This window comes from Dolichospermum compactum NIES-806, from assembly GCF_002368115.1.
GTDB lineage: Bacteria > Cyanobacteriota > Cyanobacteriia > Cyanobacteriales > Nostocaceae > Dolichospermum > Dolichospermum compactum.
In genome coordinates this window covers 28,608-47,540 of sequence record NZ_AP018316.1, presented here as the reverse complement: position 1 = coordinate 47,540, position 18,933 = coordinate 28,608, and the positions used below count along the sequence as shown (strand labels likewise).

Annotated in this window: 19 protein-coding genes; 4 read left to right on the top strand and 15 right to left on the bottom strand. The window is 36.2% G+C overall.

The features are described 5' to 3' along the window. Nucleotides 1-250 precede the first annotated feature (250 nt). Nucleotides 251-805, bottom strand: a complete 555-nt coding sequence (dpsA, locus tag CA730_RS00220; RefSeq protein ID WP_096662550.1) for a DNA starvation/stress protection protein DpsA — start codon at nt 803-805, stop codon at nt 251-253. Nucleotides 806-1,165: 360 nt separating this feature from the next. Between dpsA and CA730_RS00215 the strand changes: the two genes are divergently transcribed. After that, nucleotides 1,166-1,423 (top strand): Asr1405/Asl0597 family protein, encoded by a 258-nt coding sequence (locus CA730_RS00215; RefSeq protein ID WP_096662548.1) that lies wholly within the window; start codon nt 1,166-1,168, stop codon nt 1,421-1,423. A 21-nt stretch (nt 1,424-1,444) separates the two neighbouring features. After that, nucleotides 1,445-2,053, top strand: a complete 609-nt coding sequence (locus CA730_RS00210) for a (2Fe-2S) ferredoxin domain-containing protein (protein WP_096662546.1) — start codon at nt 1,445-1,447, stop codon at nt 2,051-2,053. A 323-nt stretch (nt 2,054-2,376) separates the two neighbouring features. On the opposite strand, the gene CA730_RS00205 is transcribed toward CA730_RS00210, so the two are convergent. The 5 genes from CA730_RS00205 to CA730_RS00185 form a co-directional block, all read right to left on the bottom strand. Beyond that, a complete protein-coding gene (locus CA730_RS00205) occupies nt 2,377-3,084 on the bottom strand; it encodes a precorrin-2 C(20)-methyltransferase (protein ID WP_096662544.1) in 708 nt (235 codons plus the stop codon). After that, a complete protein-coding gene (locus tag CA730_RS00200; protein ID WP_096662542.1) occupies nt 3,084-3,710 on the bottom strand; it encodes a precorrin-8X methylmutase in 627 nt (208 codons plus the stop codon). The genes CA730_RS00205 and CA730_RS00200 overlap by 1 nt, the downstream gene beginning before the upstream one ends. Then, nucleotides 3,703-5,160, bottom strand: a complete 1,458-nt coding sequence (gene cobG / locus CA730_RS00195) for a precorrin-3B synthase (RefSeq protein WP_172891141.1) — start codon at nt 5,158-5,160, stop codon at nt 3,703-3,705. The genes CA730_RS00200 and cobG overlap by 8 nt, the downstream gene beginning before the upstream one ends. Before the next feature lie 333 nt (nt 5,161-5,493). Beyond that, nucleotides 5,494-5,718 (bottom strand): type II toxin-antitoxin system HicA family toxin, encoded by a 225-nt coding sequence (locus CA730_RS00190; RefSeq protein WP_096662540.1) that lies wholly within the window; start codon nt 5,716-5,718, stop codon nt 5,494-5,496. Then, nucleotides 5,715-5,930, bottom strand: a complete 216-nt coding sequence (locus CA730_RS00185) for a type II toxin-antitoxin system HicB family antitoxin (RefSeq protein WP_096662538.1) — start codon at nt 5,928-5,930, stop codon at nt 5,715-5,717. The genes CA730_RS00190 and CA730_RS00185 overlap by 4 nt, the downstream gene beginning before the upstream one ends. Before the next feature lie 131 nt (nt 5,931-6,061). Here CA730_RS00185 and cbiE point away from each other — a divergent pair, with 131 nt between their 5' ends. Next, a complete protein-coding gene (gene cbiE, locus CA730_RS00180) occupies nt 6,062-7,270 on the top strand; it encodes a precorrin-6y C5,15-methyltransferase (decarboxylating) subunit CbiE (protein WP_096662536.1) in 1,209 nt (402 codons plus the stop codon). Between the two features lie 41 nt (nt 7,271-7,311). Here cbiE and CA730_RS00175 read toward each other — a convergent pair whose 3' ends face one another. Beyond that, on the bottom strand, nt 7,312-8,946 hold the full coding sequence (locus CA730_RS00175) for an AAA family ATPase (RefSeq protein ID WP_096662534.1): 1,635 nt from the start codon (nt 8,944-8,946) through the stop codon (nt 7,312-7,314). 14 nt (nt 8,947-8,960) lie between these two features. After that, complete coding sequence (locus CA730_RS00170) at nt 8,961-9,470, bottom strand: hypothetical protein (protein ID WP_157749888.1); 510 nt, start codon at nt 9,468-9,470, stop codon at nt 8,961-8,963. A gap of 30 nt (nt 9,471-9,500) precedes the next feature. On the opposite strand from CA730_RS00170, the gene CA730_RS00165 reads away from it, so the two are divergent. Continuing rightward, nucleotides 9,501-10,427 (top strand): RpnC/YadD family protein, encoded by a 927-nt coding sequence (locus CA730_RS00165; RefSeq protein WP_096662531.1) that lies wholly within the window; start codon nt 9,501-9,503, stop codon nt 10,425-10,427. A 102-nt stretch (nt 10,428-10,529) separates the two neighbouring features. Here CA730_RS00165 and CA730_RS00160 read toward each other — a convergent pair whose 3' ends face one another. The 7 genes from CA730_RS00160 to CA730_RS00130 form a co-directional block, all read right to left on the bottom strand. Next, nucleotides 10,530-11,921, bottom strand: coding sequence for a vWA domain-containing protein (locus CA730_RS00160; RefSeq protein WP_157749887.1), 1,392 nt, complete (start codon nt 11,919-11,921; stop codon nt 10,530-10,532). After that, a complete protein-coding gene (locus CA730_RS00155) occupies nt 11,863-12,969 on the bottom strand; it encodes a hypothetical protein (RefSeq protein WP_096662529.1) in 1,107 nt (368 codons plus the stop codon). The genes CA730_RS00160 and CA730_RS00155 overlap by 59 nt, the downstream gene beginning before the upstream one ends. A 77-nt stretch (nt 12,970-13,046) precedes the next feature. Next, a complete protein-coding gene (locus CA730_RS00150; RefSeq protein WP_096662528.1) occupies nt 13,047-15,518 on the bottom strand; it encodes a hypothetical protein in 2,472 nt (823 codons plus the stop codon). Between the two features lie 12 nt (nt 15,519-15,530). Then, on the bottom strand, nt 15,531-16,442 hold the full coding sequence (locus CA730_RS00145; protein WP_096662526.1) for a hypothetical protein: 912 nt from the start codon (nt 16,440-16,442) through the stop codon (nt 15,531-15,533). After that, entirely contained in the window at nt 16,426-17,316 is an 891-nt protein-coding gene (locus tag CA730_RS00140; RefSeq protein ID WP_157749886.1) for a TRAFAC clade GTPase domain-containing protein, read from the bottom strand. The genes CA730_RS00145 and CA730_RS00140 overlap by 17 nt, the downstream gene beginning before the upstream one ends. A gap of 172 nt (nt 17,317-17,488) precedes the next feature. Continuing rightward, the gene (locus CA730_RS00135) at nt 17,489-18,256 is read right to left on the bottom strand and encodes a hypothetical protein (protein ID WP_096662522.1); all 768 of its coding nucleotides are present in this window, start codon (nt 18,254-18,256) and stop codon (nt 17,489-17,491) included. A gap of 5 nt (nt 18,257-18,261) precedes the next feature. Continuing rightward, the gene (locus CA730_RS00130) at nt 18,262-18,849 is read right to left on the bottom strand and encodes a 4Fe-4S single cluster domain-containing protein (RefSeq protein WP_096662520.1); all 588 of its coding nucleotides are present in this window, start codon (nt 18,847-18,849) and stop codon (nt 18,262-18,264) included. Nucleotides 18,850-18,933: the final 84 nt, after the last annotated feature.

The following is an 18,933-nucleotide window of genomic DNA, read 5'->3' as shown; positions in this document are numbered from 1 at the left end:
TTCATCTCTGTTCGACTATTCTGGAAATTACACTATAAAATATTGGCAATTTTTTAATGAAAATAATTCAGATAACTTATTGTTAGCTATATCAAATATGTAATCAGATAAATGGTTTTTAAGTCCTGATATAAAAAATGGCAGAAATGGTAATTTACTCTTTTCTGCCAAAAGAATTTATTTTGTGAAATTCTCAATTATTCAAATTTTTCTCTATCTTAACTTTGGTTAAATTAAGATTTTGAAAAGTTTAATTTTCATCCCGTTGCACAAAACCTAATGTTAAACTATCCTTAGCCAAAAAGTGAGCTAGGTGATAAGCTCTTTCTTCAGTTTTTAAGAGAATTTTTTCATACAAATAGCGTGTACCTCTATCACCTAAACTCTCAGCCTGTGCGGCTTGACGGCGAATTACACCAATTAATGCTTGTTCGGCAATTAGGTTATTTTCTACCATCTTCCGGGCAGAAAATACGCCATCTGCTTCTGTTTCAAAACAGCATAATTCAGCTAATTTAGTAAAACTTGCTGCTGGAATTCCACCCAAACCATTTAAGCGCTCGCCAATTTCATGGATGTGATCTTGTACTTCTTTATAGCTGGCGTTAAAGAATTCATGGAGTGAATTAAATTCTGCACCTTCAACCACAAAATGATGTTTTTGATATTGTAAATACAATGCCTGAAAACTAGCCAATACAACATTAAATCCTTCGACAACTGGCGCAGTAACGCTGTGATCTAGTAATACAGGATTGTCATAAACCTGACCAAAGTTGTGTAATATAGTTTGCGTATCAGACATGGTTCTCCTCTTTTTTTAACAGTTATGATTTTTAACTGCTTACTCCTCACATATTAGCATTTTCAAAATAAAAGCAGGGCTACTAAATTTAAAAATCTTTGGCATTATTAGCAATCATAAGTATCAACTTTTTTCATATCTCTGTGCTTAAAGATATATATTTGGTATTTATCTTGACTTCAAGCTCAAAGTATGTATATCTCTCAAAAAATAAGAAATGAGATTTTTTCTCAAAATTAATGATAATATTTTTCAGTTAGTGTATTCTAAATAAAGATGCTAAACTCCAACTAAATCACAAATTTAGGCTGTGAGTTTCTAGTTTTACTGCAATTTTATGGCATTTTGAGGGCTACTCGCTTGAAATCTTTTAGTTTAGGCACGGATAGGAAGCACGTTATTGATATAAATTTGGCAGACCGTTGGCAGGTTTATCAACGCTTGCAAGAATTAGATATAGTTTGTGTTTGTGAGACTAATCAGCCTTTAATGGTAGAAATACATAATCCCACCGCAGCTATTCAAATTTGGAGTGTAGTTCAACAATTCACTGCTTCTCGTCAAGACTTGATTGGGAATCTTGAAAATTGCTGGCGTTGTCGTTACCAAAAATTTTAGTGAGAAAAATAGGTTAAAAAAATGAGTATATCTACTAATTCAGCAGTCACAGAATTTTGTTTTGAAGGCAGATTTCTAGATTTTGTGATCAAGGATGGATATAAGCTGAAAGGATTGTTATTAGGGACTTCTGAGGGTGAATTTTATATAAAGTTAGCCAAGCATTTACGGAGTGCTTTTGATTTGCGGTTAGCTAAAGGGACTTGGCTGCAAGTTGTGGGGACAAAACAATACAACGCCAAAAAAGATCAGCTAACTCTGGTAGGGGAACGAGTTATGGCTGCAAGTTATGATATGGGAATAGTTGCAGCACAAATTCCAGCTAAGACGAAACCTGCTAAAACACAAACAATTTTAGTTTGTCAAAAATCTGATTGTATGAAGCGTGGTGGTAAAGCTTTGTGTCAAGCTTTGCAGTCAGAGTTAAAAGACAGCGGTTTAGAAGATTCAGTCACTATTAAAGGTACTGGCTGTATGAAAAACTGTAAAGCTGGACCTAATTTAGTTATGCCCGATAAAACTCGTTATAGTAAAATTCAATCTATCCAAGTTCCCGCTTTAATAGATAAGCATTTTCCTGAGAAAAGTCAGGACAAAGCAAAAAATATACCCACTCTTGTTGAAGTTTAGTTATCTTGAGGATGAAATACAATCAAGAGGGCGGGGAGACCCCGCCTCACAAGGGTAGGTTTTTAATATTGTCTGTGAAGGCAAGACTGGGAAGACTTGGAGGGAAAGTAGACAAGGAAGATTTTATCCGCACAATAGTCTTTTAACGGTGTGTTATTGTTGCCAAAAAACATCATCCTGTAGGGTTTTCCTCCCTTGTCACCTTGTCCACCTTGTCGCCCAAGTCTTGCCCTCACCAGAATGTAAAAAACCTACACCTGTGAGGACCCCGCCCCTACGGGTTTTGCTATTTGCTGTACCAAACTCCTGACTCCTTTTGACAACTACAACTTACTTTTAGTGGGGATAACAATCATCGAGAAATAAGGTACATCAAGAGGGTCAACTTCATCAAGGGGTAATATGCGTTGCTGCGTTGTTGTGGCGCGTTCAATATATCTTGCCCGTGAAGCTAGTCCTAATTCATGGAGAATATCCCTGACTTTGAGAAAATGGCGGCCAAGTTTCATAATGGCCGCAGCGTCAGTGGTTAAAAGTTGGCTAATTAAGGCTTCTCTGGGTAATGGTGCAGGTAAAACCGTGAGGACATCATTGTAATAGGTAAATGGTAAACCCAGGGCGACAGGACAGGCCATGAGTGAGGAAACTCCGGGGACGACTTCCGTTTTATACTTGTCAGCCAATCGAGTAAAAAGATACATAAAAGAGCCGTAGAAAAACGGATCTCCTTCACAGATAACCACCACATCCCGACCTGCTGCTAAATGGTCAGCAATGGGTTGAGTTTCTTGGTCATAGATAGATTTAGCCTTTTCTGGTTCTAAGGCGCGAGGAAGATGAAATCCTACCTCAATCTGACTATTATCCAAGTATGGAGAAACGATTTTTCTGGCGATACTTTCTTTGTCTGTGGCTGATTGATAAGCAATAACTGGGGCAGAACGGAGGAGACGCAAGGCTTTTAAGGTGATGAGTTCAGGGTCTCCAGGTCCAACACCAATTCCATAAAGACGACCTCCAGAGTTAGTCATTACTCTTCCTCACTGGCTAAGGCGTTAACAGCAGCAGCAGCGATCGCACTTCCGCCCCGTCTTCCATGTAAAGTCATAAATGGGACATTGCGGCTATCTGCGGCTAGTGCGACTTTTGATTCGACTGCACCCACGAAACCCACAGGAAAACCCAATATTAACGCCGGTCTAGGAACTCCCTCGTCTAGCATTTCCAATAACCTAAATAGGGCTGTAGGTGCATTTCCAATCACCACAACTGCACCTTCTATATGGAAACGCCAGAATTCCAAGGCCGCTGCTGACCTTGTATTTCTGAGTCTTTTGGCTAATTGTGGAACTTCAGGATCATTGAGGGTGCAAAGAACTTTATTATTTTTGGGTAATCTTTTTTTTGTCACTCCCTCGGCTACCATGTAAGAATCACACAAAATCGGTGCGCCGGCAATCAGGGCTTTTTTCCCGGCTTCTGCCGCTGTGGGCGAATATTCCAAGTCATTGACAATATCCGTCATTCCACAGGCATGAATCATGCGAACGGCAACTTTCGATACATCTTCCGGGAATCTTGCGAGATTGGACTCTGACCGAATAATTTCAAAGGAATTGCGATATATTTCGCTACCATCACGGATATAATCAAACATGAGATATTAAGGTTGTAAAGGTTGGATTGGGCTTTGTTTGGCTAAATAATTGGTTTAATTGCTGGCTATGACGTTCAATAAATTGTCCAAAGGTTTCTTGTAAACTCAGACGTTGTTTTTGATACACTGCCAACATTTCTTGAATCAAAGTCGGAATTTTCGCTATAGTCACATATTCATAAAGTAAATAACCAAGAACATAAACTTGATAGCCAGGGGTTTCTGTGGTGATACCAAGTAAGGTAATATCAGCTTGAGTGTGTTGAGCGCAAGATTTACTGCAACCACTAAAGTGGATATTCACTGGAGAATCTAGAATCATCAGACTGTCTAGGTATTTTACCAAGTTTAAGGCATCATCTTTAGTTTCTGTGGACGCAGCAGCACAACCCCTTTTACCGGAACAAGCTATTAAGAAACTTTTGATGTCTGTTGGTGAAGAGTTTAAACCTAAATGGGTAATTTCTTGCTCAACTTTACTAATTTGATTTTGGGGAATATCGGTTAATAGTAAGTTTTGCCACGGTGTTAACCTGATATTATCATCGCCATATCTTTTAGCAATATTAGCTAAACTCCTCATTTGCCAAGTTTCTAATCTTCCCAAGGGTAAGACTATACCGATATAATATAATCCGGTTTGCTGTTGGGGATAAATACCAATATGAGTTTTTTCTCGCAGAGGCGCAGAGGCGCAGAGAGGAGTTTTTTTAGTATTAAGTATATGGGGGTTAAGGTTTTGTTGAAATTGGTGAAAATATTTTTCAGTTGTGATGTTATTGATGATTTCTCGTAAGCGAGGTTTGCGACGATTTGTAGTATCTATATGTTGGAGATAAGTTTCTGCTAATGCTGCTAAAACTTGTATTGTTTCTTCTGGTTTGCATAAAATTCCTGTATCTTTTGCTGGTTCTCCTTTTTCTCCATAACTGAGATATAACCGCAAATATACATTGCTGTTATTTAATTCGGCTGCCAATATAATATCATTGGGTTGATATCTCACAGAAATTTTGCTGCCACTATCAAAGCAAACACTAAATTTTGCCGATAATTCAGACAACTGAGAATGTGTATTTATATATTCTTCCCAATCTCTAACTAGGGGGCGAGTATCTAGTAATTCTTCAGTATCAATGCCCGCTGTGGGATTGGTCATGATGTTGCGGATGTGATCTATTTTGGCATCGGTAGAAGCTAAACCTAATGCTTGTAGTTTTTTCAGAACCTCAACATTTATGCTGTCTTTAATTTCTCTAATTTGAATATTGGCGCGGTTAGTAATATCAATATAACCACTGCCATAATTATCAGCAATATCTGCGATCGCCTGAAATTGGTTATAATTAATTATTCCCCCTGGTATTCTCAAGCGATAAAGAAGCCCATCCTGGGCGGCTGTGTTATAAAATAATCCTGGACAATCGGTAAATGGAATTGGCAAAATCATGACCCCTTCTCTGTGTGACGCAGAGACAGAATGGAAGTGAACATCTTAGAGTTAGCATTCTGACTTACTCAATTTTGGATTTTGGATTTTTAGTTAAACTCCAATCATCTCCAATTGCTTTACAGTTGCGGCACAGTCCCGGAATTGAACCGAAGTTTCCTAGCTCTCAGATTTAGTAGTTTACCATGAGATGGTATTTTTGGCTATTGTCAATCAATTTTGTTTAGCGCAAAGATACAAAGGCGCAAAGGTAAGAGTTTAAACCCACATTCCGCAAATTCTTGATATCTTTAGTTTTATTGATTAATTTTATCATCATGTTTTTGGGACATTTTAAAGTAAATTCCTAAAGTCTTCCCTATCTAATTGACAATCACGGAGTATTTGTGTCATTAATCCAGTTCCAATTGTTTCACCATAATGAACAGGAACAACCGTTCTTCGTCCATCATTATGGATAAGAATATGGTGACTTCCTCGCACTCTTGCTACTTCAAACCCAGCTTTACCAAGTGCTGCTATTACTTCCTTTCCTGTTAAACTTGGTAATTTGCTCATACTTCAATTGCAATTCTTTGAACACCTACAAATTCCAGAGATTCTATTTGATTTTCATCTATTTCTAAACACAGTTCTATTGCTTCTCGAATCCTTTCCATTAGTTCATCTAAAGATTTTGCTTGGGTGTGACAACCGGGGATACTGGGTACAGATGCGACAAAGTAACCATCAGCATCTCGTTCAATAATTACATTAAATTCTCTACTCATTTGGGTATGGCGATTGTGTTGATATAGTTTATTTTAGAGTATTTTGCTAATGCTAACCCAAATCCTGTATCTGCTATAATCATAAAAATTCTTCTCAGATAGTTTTTATGCCAGTTGGATAAAAACAAATTATGCAAAAATGGTTATCAATTATCGGTATTGGTGAAGATGGTTTAACGGGGTTAAGTCCCATTGCTGTTTCCTGCTTAGACAAAGCTAAAATTGTCTTTGGAGGGGAACGTCATCTTTCCATGTTACCCCCTGACGACAACCGGGAAAAAATTTCCTGGAAATCACCTTTTCAAACTTCCATTACCGACATTATCAGTCGTCGCGGTGAAGCAGTTTGTATTTTAGCTAGTGGCGACCCTTTATGTTATGGTGTGGGTGCAACTATTCTTAAAGATATTCCTATTTCGGAAATTACAATTATTCCTGCACCTTCGGCTTTTAGTCTGGCCTGTTCTCGATTAGGATGGTCATTAACAGAAGTGGAAACTTTAAGTTTATGTGGTCGTCTGGTTTCTTTACTGCAATCTTATATTTATCCCGGTGCAAAATTATTAATTTTAAGTGAGGGAAAAAATACTCCGGCTCATGTGGCGGAAATTTTAATAAATCGCGGTTATGGTAATAGTCGAATTACTGTTTTAGAAAAAATGGGTAGTATTAATGAAAGTATTATAACAGATATTGCTAGTAATTGGCAAGAAGAAAATATCGCTGCCTTAAATACTATTGTAGTGGAATGTATTGCTGATAAAGGAATAGTTGGTTTATCAAGATTTCCTGGTTTACCGGATAGTGCTTTTCATCATGATGGACAATTGACAAAAAGGGAAGTCCGGGCGGTGACACTATCAAGTTTAGCACCTTTACCGGGAGAGTTGCTTTGGGATGTGGGCGCTGGTTGTGGTTCTATTTCTATAGAATGGTTGCGAAGTGATAGAAGATGTAGAGCGATCGCTATTGAACAAAATGCCACTAGACTAAATTATATAGCTGATAATGCGACTGCTTTGGGAACGCCAAATTTACAAATTATGGCAGGTAAAGCTTTAGAAGTCATCCCCAATCTACCCGCACCAAACGCGATTTTTATTGGTGGTGGTGTCACAGTGCCAGAAATATTAGAAAATTGTTGGAATACCTTACTTCCTGGAGGCAGAATGGTAGTTAATGTTGTTACTTTAGAAGGTGAAAAAAGATTATATCAATGGCATGAAAAAGTGGGCGGAAACTTTACCCGCATTGCTATTCAACGCGCAGAACCTATTGGTAAATTTCTGGGTTGGAAAGCAATGTCCCCTGTTACCCAATGGATAGGAATCAAAAATTGATAATTAAAGATTTGGAGATTTAGACAAAATTACAAACAAAACTAGACAGCAATAATCAGATTTTCTAAAAAACCTATTTCTAATTCTGATGCAGGTTTACCACCACCACCTTCTATTAATTTTAAATATTTTCGCAATAGTTGCTGCATATTGGGAGTCCGATATTGGGGACTAATTTGTAATAAAGCATTTTCCCAATGAGTCTTTGTTGGTAAGTGTCCATATTCAGCTAAATAAATAGCTTCTCTGACTAATTTATCTAATTCCGCACCTGAATATCCGGCGGTTTTCTCAACAAGATATTCTAATATAGAAGATGGAGTTGGTGGTAATTTATAAGCGGTAGTGCGTTTTTGTAAGATTTGATATCTTTCCTCAGTATTAGGAGGCATAACTATAAAGATTTCATCAAACCGACCAGCACGAAATAATTCCGGTGGTAATTTTTCTCTATCATTAGAAGTGGCGATGAAAAAAATCGGATATTCGTGATCATTTAACCAGGATAAAAATGTCCCAAACTGTCTGGTACTAACTCCTGAACTATCACCTCCCACACCGGCAAAAGCCTTTTCAATTTCATCCATAAACAGGATATTCGGTGCTGATGCTTCGATGGCTCTAAGCGCTTGGAAAGTGTTGCTTTCCGATTCTCCTACCCAGCGCGATTGTAACCGAGCAATTTCAAAATTAATCTGGGGTACGTGCCATTCTTGTGCGATCGCTCTGGCAATAAAAGTTTTTCCACAACCAGGGAAACCTTCTAGTAAAATAGCACGAGGACGTAATTCTGGTTGTCCATCTTGAGCAAACCAACACTCACGGCTATATATCCATTCTTTAACTTTAGTTAATCCTCCCACATCCCTCAAACCTTGACCAGAGGGGGCATAATATTCTAAAACTCCAGTTTTTCTAAGTTCCTGTTTTTTCGCTTCTAATAATAATTGTCCCGCAGATTCTGGATCTGTCCATAAATTCCGAGATGTTGATAATTTAGCAGTTTGAATTACCGCTTGCAAAGGCATTCCTTGAGCTTGTTCTGCTAATCTTCCAGCATCTGCTTCTGTTAAACCATATTTTTCTACAGCCACACTAAAAACATCTTCATAAAGTTCTGCTTCCACAGGTAAAGGTAAATCTATAATATGTACCATATTTCGCAAAATAGTCGGAATAGTCCAATCTGAACCAATGATAATTAAAGACATTCTTACCAAAGGTCTTTTTTGGTCTATCATCAATATTAATTCTTTCAATTTTCGTGCCATCAAATGATCATCAGGACGTAATAAAATAGACCAATCTGGTAATAAATAGGTATGTTGTCGTTGGAGATTTTTACTAACTTGGTCTTGTAAACGATGTTGGAGAATATCTAAAGATTGTAAAATGGGATTACCATTTCTATCAATAGCATTACCTAATTTTTGCCATTGTGCTTGATTTGGAGAACCCGCAGTTTCTAATCTTTGTTGAAAACCTTCTCCACTATTCCATTGTGCTAATTCTCCATCTTGAATATCTGCATTATTCAAAATTGCTAAATGAGCATCTATTGTACAACGAACAGCACGATTTTCTTCTGATGATCTCAAAAAAATTAACGGATAACGAGACTTTAATAAATCCTGTAATTCCTGCTGACATTTATGATAAGGTAATTCTGGTTTCATATTTTTTAACTTCCTTAAAAATCAGCTTTGTTAGTATCAGTCCGAATATCTGTAACTGGTTCTGGTGTTTTTTCTGTGTTACTATTAGGAGAGTTTTCAACTTTATTGGTAGAGATATTTGCAGTTTTTATTTCAGAAGTTGGATTTACTACTGGACGGAGAGGTTTTTTAGCAGGAGCAACAATAGGATTATTTACATTATTAACAGAAACAGGATTACTAATAGGAATTACAGGTTGAATAGGAACAGAAGCATCAAGAGGTAAATCTAAGGTTACAATAGTACGATGACGACCGACTTTAATATCTGCAATCCAATTAGAAATTATCGCAGTTAAATTTTCAGAAGTTAACATTCTAGCTGATTGTTGTTCAATAGTTTGACTAATCAGAGAACGATTATTCTCCTGACGAAAATAATCTTCAGGATAACTTTCATACAATGTACTCAAAGTAATAGAATAGCTAATTTCCTTATTTCCTGCTTGTGGTATTCTTAGAACTAAAGTATATTCAGACATCATGAAAACACTATTATTAATTATGGATTTTGTATGACAAGAGAAGCCCATGACCAATTTGCGAAAGAATATCTAGAGGAATTATTAAAACCTTTAGGTCAAGTAGATATTGGTAAAGATGTAAAAAGCGAAGTTAGAGAAATAGATATTTGGTTTGTTCCCAATCAATCAAAACCTGTAACTTCCGATTTAGGATTATTAGCAAAAATGGCAGTTACAAGCTGTCTATTTGAACCTTTTCGTAATCCTCCCAATGAAATGACAATTAGAAGTTGTATGTCAAAGTTATACAGCCTTCATGAAGAATTGTTTAGACAAGCAAAAAGAGAAAATCGGCGGATAATGGAAAACGAGTTGCCCTTTTTATGGATTTTAACACCAACTTGCTCAAAAAATAAACTAGATGGATTTAGGGCTACACTCAAAGATGATTGGGAGACAGGAGTTTATTTTATAGGAGAGTTGCATAAAACCGCTATTGTGGCAATTAACCAATTACCCAAAAATCAGGATACACTATGGTTAAGGGTGTTAGGTAATGGGGAAACCCAAAAACAAGCAGTACAAGAACTGATAACAGTTTCCACGGAAAACCAGTGTAATTATCTACTGGAAATTTTAGCATCTTGGCGTAAAAATATAGAGATTAACACTAATATCAACGATGAAGATAGGGAGTTGATTATGACTTTATCACCAGCATATCTCAAACAACGCGAGGAATGGCGTGAAGAAGGAATACAAACGGGACTACAAACGGGTAGACAAGAAGGACTACAAGAAGGACTGCGGTTAATAGTAGGAAGTTTACTAACAGCACGGTTTGGTAATTTAGATAAGGAATTATCTGCTATTGTTACTCCTATTATGGAACTTTCTCTCACAGAAAGAACCGATTTATTACTCAACTTATCTCAGTTGTCCCGTGAGGAATTATTAGCTAAATTCCCCATTAATTAACCCATTTTCGTAGGTTGGGTAGAACGAAGTGAAACCCAAGTTAACAACCTCTCACATCCTTCAGATCCCCGACTTATTAGAGAAGTTGGGGATCTTTTTTGACTAAATCCAACGGTCAGCTTCAGTTTTAAGTTGTTGACTCCAACGTTTAAACCAGAGGATACCACATCCTAAAATACCTAAAGTTAATATTAATATAAATAACCTATCTGGGAACAAAGGTAATTTATAAAAAGATATATTTGGCATTCTGATATTAACAGGTTCAGCATTAATATTTAGTTCTCGATTCGAGGAATTAACACTAACTTGCACTTGATATTCTTCTGCTGGTGCTGCATTTGGTTGAATATATTGTAATTCATATTCTCGTAATGCTTTAAAAAAGGTTTCTAAACTGTTAACAGCTTCATTTGCATCTTGAGGAAATTTACTAATACCTCCTGTTAATTCGGCAATTTGTTTTAATCTTGGTTGATCAACAATATAGTTGAATATGTCACCAGAGGGAAGTTTACACGATTGAATTAAATCAACTGCTTGTTTTTTTTCTAACCAACTATTAGGAATATTGCAGTTAGTAGCACGATTTCTTAACTGTTTTAAAGACTCTCCATAACCTAAAGTGTAAACTCTGACTGTAGGATATTTTTTAAAGACTTTTTCTAAATTAGCAAATTGTTGATCCTCTGTTTTGCGTTTACTGTTGTGATAACCATCAGATAATAACATTACAGCTAATTTAGGCGGAATTTGTGGTTCATCTTTTCTCAAGTCATTGCTACTATTTGCTTGTCTTGTCAATTCTTCGGAATTATCACCTAAATATTTGACTGCTTCTTTCAAAGGATTATATAAATTAGTCCCTGCGTTAGTGGGAGAAGATGCTAAATCAGCGACTCTTTTATCTAAATTTGGTGAATCTGCTGGTAGGAAATTTTTAGCAATAATTTCTTGGTTAACTTCATAATTATCTTTAGCAATCTGTGATTCTCCAAAGGGTACTAAAGAAATATGTACAGGTAAATTTTTGTCGCGGACTAATTTAATAAATCCTTTAATAGCACGAATAGCACCATCTATTTTTTTAACTCGACTAGCATCTTTCTTTCTCATGCTTCCACTCATATCTAAAAGAATGACAACATAAGCAGGATCTGATGTTAATTGTTCTCCCGGTGGAATTAATCTAAATTTTCTAACTTCTGCGAATTTGAGATTAATAGGAGTATCTTGACTTTTGGCGATAATTCTGGCAGTTTGTAATTTGAATTCAGATTTTTGCAATCCCTCAATAGGAATATTCTTATCATTAACAACTTTAACTTTTAGAGTGACAATATCAGCATCCGTAGGACGGGAAGATACTTCAATTTTGGAATTAGCAAGAACAGGTAATGGTAGAAATCCTAGTAAAAGAGTAACAATTCCTAATTTAAGCTTGGGGGTCAAGTAAGCGATTATAGAAAATGAATCTGTAGAATTTTTCTTCATTGTTTTCATGATAAAGTGTCAAAATTTGATTATGTTTGAGAGCGGTAGTTTTATTTTCTGGTAAAAATCTTTGTTGAATTTTTACAGATTCTTCCGCTAAACAACGAATAATTACATTATCAGAATTTACCTGTAAAGATGCACATTCTTCTGGTAAATGGGGGATATAAATATCTGCTGTATCACCAGAACCAATGATTATGAGTTTATTGGTTTTTCCTGGTAATTGAATTGAAACTCCTTCCTCAATATGTTTATAATCATTATCAGGAATATATTTGAGTAATTGATTATTTAATGTTGGTCGGAGTATTTGTGTAGGAGTATTACTATCAACTTGTAATTGAGTAGTTGCTGAAGATTTTCTAGTGCGTTTTTTTGTGGCTTCAAATCCTGTACCTGCTCTCAATGCTACCTGATAACTGGGTTTGGCTGCAAAACATAAAGATAATCCTAATAAACCACCGAATAAGAAGAAACCAAAGGGTTCTTGATATTGACCTAATGCTTTATTTGCACCTTCGCAAAAACTAGCTGCTAATAGTCCTGAACCAGCACCAAAACCTGTACTTTGAAGAATGCGTTGTTTGACTCTATCTCCTGTTCCTTCAATACTACGCCAACTCCAGCTAATACTTTCCGCTAAACCAGCAAATGCACCAATAATGATCCAAGAAATGATTCTGACTAACCCACCTGGCCAGTTACTTTGTAATAGCATCCAGTTAAAAATACCGAGAAATAAACCTATCAATGCACCGACTAGAAACACTTTTTTAAAAAATGTCCGAGTCAGGAATCGCCAATTAGCTTTATAGCGAGTAGGGTTACTGATGAAAGTTTCTGCTATGATCATGCCACTTGTAATACAGGGAGTGACAATGATTAATAAGATTATGTAGGGAGGAATGCTAAATTCTTTGGGTACAAATAGCATTAAGAAAGTGCCTATTTCTTGCCATAAGATTTGACTGATACTCCAGCCTAGTAAGGCGGAAACTATGCCGCATAAGGCGTAAAAACTGGCTCTGATTTGGAGGTTGTTCATGGGTTGGTTCTGTAGAAATTAAATATTTTTATTCAATTTGGTTTTTTAGGTGTGGTTCCTGGTGATGTTTGTGAGTGTTAAGATTTCTCAATTATATCTTTTATGCAGTCACCTTTTTTATTATCGTCGCCTTGATCTGGATTAGAGTAAGAATTTTGACAATTAAATATTTTATCTTTCCTTTTCTCAAATTCTTGTTCATTTCCACTATTTAGATAGTATTTTATTAAGTTTCCAGCAATTTTATTGTCAGGTGAAGATAACACATACAACACATACTTATTCGTTAATTCTCCCTCTAATTGTGATTTATCAGATTCATTTTTACTGCAATCTTTAAATGCTTTAAAAGTAGTTAGCGCATCGTCTGGACAGTTAATATTATTTGAAGGAGAAGCATGAGAATTTTCACCTGGAATATTATTTTGTTTTTCTTCCTTTGTTGTATCTTGTCTAGCTAACTGAAGTTGATTATTAGATGTTGGAATTTTATCTATTTTCCATATTATTGAAACAAATACCAATATATAGAAAATTGCTAAAGAAATTCCAATAATGCGATTGGTATGTTTAAAATGATGATTTCTTCTATTAAAAAAATTATCTATCGTAAGGTGAATAACTATTACACTCAAAATAGCATATATAATGCTAAAAAATAATAACAATATTTTAGGAGGAAGAAAAAACCTTTTCCAAAGTTTTAACAGAATAGAACCTGCTAAAAAAAGCACAAATAAAATGAAAGCCTGTCTATTATATTCATTTTGGATTGGGTTATTTGGATTATCTGGAATTGGGTTATCTTTAGGTTTATTACTCCTAGATTCATCATTTTGAGGGTCAGTCTCTTTAGATTCATCATCTTTCGATTTATTAGCTTGAGGTTCATTATTATTTTTAGGCGGGGAGTCAGTCTTGTGAGATTTTATATTATAAATTTTTATAAGTATTTCGTAATGTATTTTATCCTGTATGATGGGTGGAATATATTTATCGCTAATGTAATGAAAAGCCCCAGCTAAAGAAAAGTAATTGATCTTAATAAAAGTAGATGCTAGTTTTTTATATTGTTTTCTTTCTGCTAAAGAAATATTTTGCGGTCTTTGTAAAAGAGTTAAAATTTCTTGACAAAAATCCTCCATAGATTCTTCAATTATTGTTTTCTCTTCAGAGAAAATTCTTTTTTCAATTAATCCCGCATAAGTTAAAAAATAGTGAGACCACACATTTTGTGATTTTGTTAATAAAAATTCAATTTTATTATTTCCCTTTTCCGTTGACATTAATTGATTGAGTAGATATGAAATTCCTGCATATATAGAAGAAATAAGTCTTTCATTTACCAGAGAATCTTTATACTCAAAACTAGCCTCTAACAAAACTCTTTGAAATTCTAAAATACGAGGATATGTTTTTTTAGTATCAATTTCTAATGATTCCACCATTTGTAATAGCCACTTCTTAGATGATGGGTTATTGGGTGCAACTAAATATATTAATTGTGGATAAATTTCATGGGGAGAAGATGCATTCTTTAAAGTAGTTTTATCTATACAATTAGTCCAATCTGCATCTGCATAATCTCTTAAATATCCAAATAATTCTTGTATTTTTCTATCATCTAATCTATTTTGATTAAATGCGTTTGCTAAACTAGATAAACATGATTTAATACTTTTCTCCTTTGCTGGTGGTATTAGATTAAGAGTTTCTGTGGATGGATGTGTAGTATTTTCTAGTTGTATTGCAACAGAAGTTTGATTATTAGGATTATGTGTTTCTGGTAATGGAGGTAAATCACGGTTACGAATATTGCTGGGTATGTCCTTTTGAGTAGCGTAAAAAACAGCTAGGAAAGCCTCTGGATATTCTATTTTTTGCACATTCCAAGCCCAAGCATTGAGATAGTTAGCACGAACACTAAGACCTAAAGCCAGATAGTGTCGTTTCATGGATTCTGGATATTGTTGCTGTTGCTGTCCAATTTTTTCTCTAAATACAACTACATCAACTATATAAGGAATTTTCTCTTGGTTTTCTACTATTTCGCTAATTTCTTGTAATTCAGGTTCTTTAAAAGTTGGTTTTCCAAATTGCTCTTTATCAAAATAAAAAATTTTGGGTGATGATTGTTGAAATAATTCAGACATATCAAACTTAGGCTTAGGCTGTTCGTGAGTATACCACCAATAAGTCAAAGTCCCTATACCATCAATATCTGGGGATGATTTTTCTAACCAAAAATATTTATAGCCAATAGTAGGACGATCACCATCATCTAGTTCTCCATTTGCTACTGCTAAAACTGAGTATTTATCATCTATTTCTCTGGCAATGAGAGCAAAATCATCCTGATCTGGTGGATAATTATCATTCAATCTAAAATAACCATCAATTACTGCTTGACGAATCGGTTCAGGAACGGGAGCATTCCAAAGAGCGATTTTCCCAAAAACATTACCACCGGATACGTAACGATCATGTTTTTTTGAATAATGAACTTTATCAAATGCTCTACAGAATTGGTAAATGGGAATACCTGACATAATTATCTGCTCCTAAATATCTCTCAATTGATTATCTTCCTTACCCGTTGCTAACCAATACAAAGGAGCAACTAAACCTAAAGGTCGCCATACTCCTGGTTTATCAATTACTCCATAAGTTCCCCCACTATCCCGACTTTTTTTCTTGAAGTTTGGTTTTGGTGGTGTTCCTTTTGTGCCAAAGGTAGAAGCAAAAAAGTAATTTGTAGAACATCCCCATAGGTTACTCCATTTCTTTACTGTAGTTTTAAGATTGGGAAATTTCAAGCCCATGAAAGTGTCTATATCTTGCCAATAACCTGAAGCGGGAGGTTGTTCACATTTGGTAAATACTACCGCAATTCGATAGTTTTGTAATCCTCCATTATTAATACTTAATCGCTCATTTAATTCTCTTTGCAAATTTTCTAAAGCTTGAGCATATTCTTGATCAGATGTCCTGGTAGCAGTGCTATCAATCAGTATCAATAAACCTGATGCAGTGGCACAATCATCTAAATAACTAACTAAATTTGCGCTAGGATTAGCAAGATTTCGTAATTCTTTGATCAGTTCCCCAGAGTATTCTCGGCAAGATACTCGCAATCTGATCGGTTGATTTTTTAAAGCTGGGAGAGGATGATTAATAAACTTAGCTTTTAAGGTAATTAGTAAGGAGTATGTTGGTAAATCCTCAGCTTCTCCACTGCCATAATCTGTACTTGCTAACTCTCTACCATCTTCTAATATGTCCTGAGCCATATTAATTAATTCCCCCGCTTCGTCGTTATAGGGGTCAACAGCAAGAATAGGACTGTCTTTTTTAGCATTTGGCCAACGAGATAGAGCCGCCATAAACGCTGTTTTGCCAGAACGACGGGGACCAATAACGCGAAAATCCTGGTTTCCGCCTATGTCCAGGGGAAGATTAGAGGCATTCGTCATGGAATACCCTCCCTGTGCTTAACCAATAAAGTGGGGAAATTAATCCGAAGGGTTTCCAAGCTTCCACATCTCGTAAATGGGCAATAAACTCGGCAGAACTGCCATCATCGGGTATATAACGATTAGGACGGGGATCATGTTGTCCAGAGCTATCCCCCATCACACCGAAGGAAGAACAGGCGAAAAACCGTAATCTGGAAGGTGGTAATTTGTCTTTCAAAACGTTATAAGTTTCCTTTAAACGAACTCTAAATAAATCTTCTTCGGCATCTAAACGACAAGGCCAAAGTTCTCCCCGTTCACACTTACTGATAACTACGGCAACTCTCAATTGATTTAAAGTTTCATTCACATTAGCCTGTTCGGATAATTCTGTTAATAGCCTATTCAGAGCCGGTGCATAGAGTTTTGCGTCATTACTTGCATCCCAATCTGTGAGCATAATCATCCAACTTTTGGCGGTTAACCAATCTTCTACATATTCTTGAAATTCAGAGGCTTTGTGAGGGATAGCTGCAAATTCAAATGTTTCTCCAGAGTAATCTTTGACGTTTAATCCTAATGTTATTCCTGGTGAATTTTTACTGGTGGGAATTTGAATTTGAAAAGAAAAATATGGTTCATCACCATATTCAATATCTGTACCCGCAAAAACTGCCCCTTTTTCTAGAATATTTTTAGCCTCCCCAATCAGTTCTTCAGCATCATCAGAAGTAGGTGTAATTTTCAAGCCAGGAAATTGTTTTTTTAACTCCTCTGGGAGTCGCAATAATGAAGCCAAATAAGTGGTTTTGCCGGATTTGCGAGAGCCAATAATTCTAATATCATTGCCAATTAATTGTTGTTTTTTCAGAATTGTACTTTGAGTCTTCATAAAATTTTTAAGTCTAAATTCATAAATCTCTTGGCGATTATAAATCGCGTCTACACAGGCAAAACCCACCTTCGTGGGTTAAAATCTTGATTTTTCATTATCCCTACGGGACGCTACGCGAACGTTTGTGTAGTAGCGAATTATATTCGCCATAAACTTTTCAAACATCCTATTAACTATAAATAAGATAAGGAGCAAGATACAGCCAAGGCAATTCTAGTAATTCCTGATTTTCGGTAGTAGTAATAAAGAAGTTAGTCCGAGAACCAATTTCTGTTCCTTTGTATTTACGAATGACTTGATTTGCTACTCCAAAATATGACTCAACCACATGATCACTATAATCATACCAAGGGGCTGCACCACCTCTATCTGGACGGTATCTCCAGTCTTTTCCTTCTGCTTCTACATCACAAAATAAATCAGCTTTATGGAGGGTGATAACTATGTGTTTGACTCGTTGACAATTCTGTTGTAAAAAGTCGAACCAGTTCTGTAAACCATTCACCCATTGATCAGTGGTTGGTAATGTATCAATTGGTTGGAGGTGATGAGCAGCCACATTTATCCGAGTGCTAGAAACTAGACTTTGGTGAGGGGGTAACATTAAAATTACAGCTTTACTTTGCTTGACTTTATCTTCCATTCCTTGCCAAGCTGCTGGATAATCTTGCCTAATTTGGGGATTACTCCAAAACTCTCCAGGGGCATCAATCCATAAAATATTCAGTTGTCTTGGTCCGGTAGCTGGTAAATCCACCTCCATGTTTAAGGTTCTGGGATTTTCACCTATCTCCGTACCTGCTATTTCCTTGGTACTGGGATTGTATAAGTCACTGGCTAGGATATTACTGATTTTGACATATTTCCCATGTTCAGCCAAGGCTCTGACCATGCTGGTTTTTCCGGTTTTGCGATCGCCTATCACCACAATACTCATCTGCTTTATACCCCACCCTGATCAAGTTGCTTGTATTCCACAGGAAACCCCGTATATGTTAATGTCTCTGAACCTAATATCCACTCCTGACGCGGTATATTCATCAAATCAGCCTCAACAATTCGCCCAGACAGAAAATGCAGTTTTTGATTACTTGAACCTCTTAGTGGTTGATCGCTAATTTGCTGCTGTATAAACAAGCTATCCACTAATAAATCTATATGATTAAGTAACTCCTGACTACCGGGAATATTACTCAATTTTATTTGTTTTAATTCATACCCTGTCCAGCAAACAACCGTTTTGCCTACAGACTGGACGCGACGTGCTAAATCTGCCAAAGCCAGAGCTTGAGCAAAAGGTTCACCACCGGAAATGGAAATACCGGCTAAATCCGGTAATGCTTGGAATTTTTGCCACATTTCCTCTACAGTCACCACCTGATTTAACTTAAACTGCAAATAGTCAGGATTTTGACAACCTAGACACCGAAAAGGACAACCTTGCACCCAAATCACCATCCGAGTTCCTGGACCATTAGCACAAGAACGAGGCAGCCAACTAGCTATATTTAGCAATAGCGGTTGTGTCATAATTTACTATCTTTCAGTTAATGATTTTAACCCACGAAGGTGGGTTTTGCCCGTGTAGCCGCGATTTCTAATCGCCTGGTGGTA